Below are 1,169 nucleotides of genomic sequence, written 5' to 3'. Positions count from 1 at the left end.
AAATCAGCAACTGGTCAGAGGAGCAGTTCAGGATTTTTTTGAAAATCACTGATATATCTGAACACTATTATTTAACAGCAGATGATTGGCAAAGGCGCTCAAGACCGGATTACCCGGTATACATCCAAAGATACGAAGCCAGACAGGCGGGAACCAGAGACCCCATGGAAAAAGGTGCTGTTGAAGCAACCCCCTTCAAACCTTTACCCATTTATGTTCTGGCTAACATCATCAAAAATGGAATGGCCGTCAAACCAATCGTCTGGAAATCGCTTGAACATCATAAGGAGAGGCTGCCTGAATCTTTATTTTTCAGAATAAGAAATAGAATGGAAACATCAGGTACAGAATGCCCGGATGAGATTAAAGAATCACTGTCCCAATACCTGGATAACGTTCAATCCAGGGGGGCAGACGTCTTTGAGTCGATGAGTGAACCGGAACCACAAAACATTAACCCGCCAGACGACAAACGAGAAAAACAGGCGTTTGGCAGTTTATGGTTAAAGCTCAACCAGACAGAAGCTTTTGGCACCGAAATACTGAACTTACTGGACGAGTATGGAGATGAAATGAAGCTTATGCACATCGTTACCGCCCTTAAAAAAGCCAAAACCGATATCGATAACCGCATACTGGAAGAATGGAGGCAACGGGCATGCAGTAAAATAGAGCGGTTAAAAAAGCGAGACCCTTTATTATCAGACATTGCTGATGATGTTTACCAGAGCTGTCAGGAATTAGAGTTACTTGATGGGTGTGAGGGTATTCTCTAAAAAGACCTTTGTCGTCTGGTGGAAGCTTAGTAAAACAAACTTTTCGCCAATTCCATTCATGGTAAGCTCGCCAGTTCGGTGCTATACAGTCTTACGCAAACATCAATTAATGAGCCTGAGCCTTATGTCAGATGACGTACGAATTTGGCCCAATAGCGAATCGATTCACAGACGCTGATTTTTTAAGTCTGGATCTATGAGACGCTCACAACATAACAACATTTTCTACTCACTAGTCCGATCACTGCTTCTGCTAGTGACAATAATGTTCGGGAAGTCGCTGCCTGCAATGGGACTCGTCGGCTCAAACCCGCTGCCAACTCATTTCTTGTATGCCGGTAAGTTAGCTGAACCTGAACTGCCCAATCCTTTTCGAGGGCGTCACAAAATGCT

At 43.9% G+C, this 1,169-nt stretch carries 1 protein-coding gene; it reads left to right on the top strand.

What is annotated here, in order from left to right:
- A partial coding sequence (locus tag KDK17_RS06685) for a hypothetical protein (protein WP_257287662.1) occupies nucleotides 1-776 on the top strand: 776 nt, incomplete at its 5' end.
- Between the last annotated feature and the right edge of the window lie 393 nt (nucleotides 777-1,169).

The organism is Endozoicomonas sp. SESOKO2 (assembly GCF_024606245.1).
Lineage (GTDB): Bacteria > Pseudomonadota > Gammaproteobacteria > Pseudomonadales > Endozoicomonadaceae > Endozoicomonas_A.
This window is presented reverse-complemented; position numbering and strand designations above follow the sequence as displayed.